This is a genomic window from Pseudaeromonas pectinilytica (genome assembly GCF_054780855.1).
Genome location: NZ_BAAGVN010000204.1, coordinates 1 through 1,071, shown reverse-complemented (window position 1 = coordinate 1,071; position 1,071 = coordinate 1). Strand labels below are relative to the sequence as shown.

Here is a 1,071-nt window from a genome sequence, read left to right as displayed (position 1 = left end):
TGCATATTCACGTCTTTCAAGGCAAAGACAGCGGTGTCACCATCGCCATACCGCTTGCTCAAACTTTCGATGTGGATGCCTTTACCACTCATCTCAACCTCCAATGGCTTCGGCCGGATCGACCTTGAGTGCCATGCGAATGGCGACGATGCTGGCTAGAACGCAGATCACGAGCACGGCGAAAAAACCGGCGATGGAGTCGAACGGCATCAGCAGTACGTACTTGGGAAACAGCGGCGCTGAGAAAGTGGCTGTGATCTTGCCGACCACGAAACCAATCACGCCCAGGGCGATCGCCTGCTGCATGATCATCGCGGCGATGGTTCGGTTGCGTGTGCCGATCAGCTTCAACACCGCGATCTCGCGGATTTTGTCCATCGTCAGCGAATAGATGATGAAGGCAACGATGGCCGCGCTAACGATGGCCAGAATCACTAAGAACATGCCGATCTGCTTGGCCGAGGTGGCGATCAACTTGCCGACGAGGATGTCTTCCATCTGTGCCCGGGTGTAGACCGTCAAACGCTTCCAGCGCCGGATGGATTCGGCAACCTCGTCCGGCGCATGGCCAGGTTTCAGTGTGACCAGTACGGCATTGACGAACGCGTTGCTGCTCTGTGAAGCAATCACGGCATCCAGCAAACCTGGAACACCGGGTCGATTGAAGGCCGGGTTGGCTTCGGTGCGACGCCGGCTTTGCCAAATGGCGTCGTTGTCCTTGAGGAACTGAGCCTCTTGGGCATCCTTGAGCGGAATGAATACCATCGGGTCGCCGCTGGACGACACCATGCGCCGTGTCAGCCCCACGACGGTGTAATGATTTCGGCGAATGGCAAGACGATCTCCCAGTTTGAAGCCGGTGGCGATGTCGGCCACAGCCTCGTAGTGACCGCGCGTGATCTGGCGTCCAGCGACGAGATAAGGAGGCCATCCGGGTGTAGCCCCCAACGCGCCGGGCGCGATGCCGACCACCATGGTGCGTACATCACTCTCGCCCTTGCGTACCTGCATGGTCAGGTAGGTCACGTTCGCTGCCTGGGCGACTCCCGGCATGGCGAGGATGGCGCGATA

At 58.8% G+C, this 1,071-nt stretch carries 1 protein-coding gene; it reads right to left on the bottom strand.

All coding sequences use genetic code 11. The features are described from left to right. Positions 1–93: 93 nt before the first annotated feature. Positions 94–1,071: ABC transporter permease (locus tag ACYVG7_RS10250; protein ID WP_460883021.1), on the bottom strand; the 978-nt coding region annotated here is incomplete at its 5' end.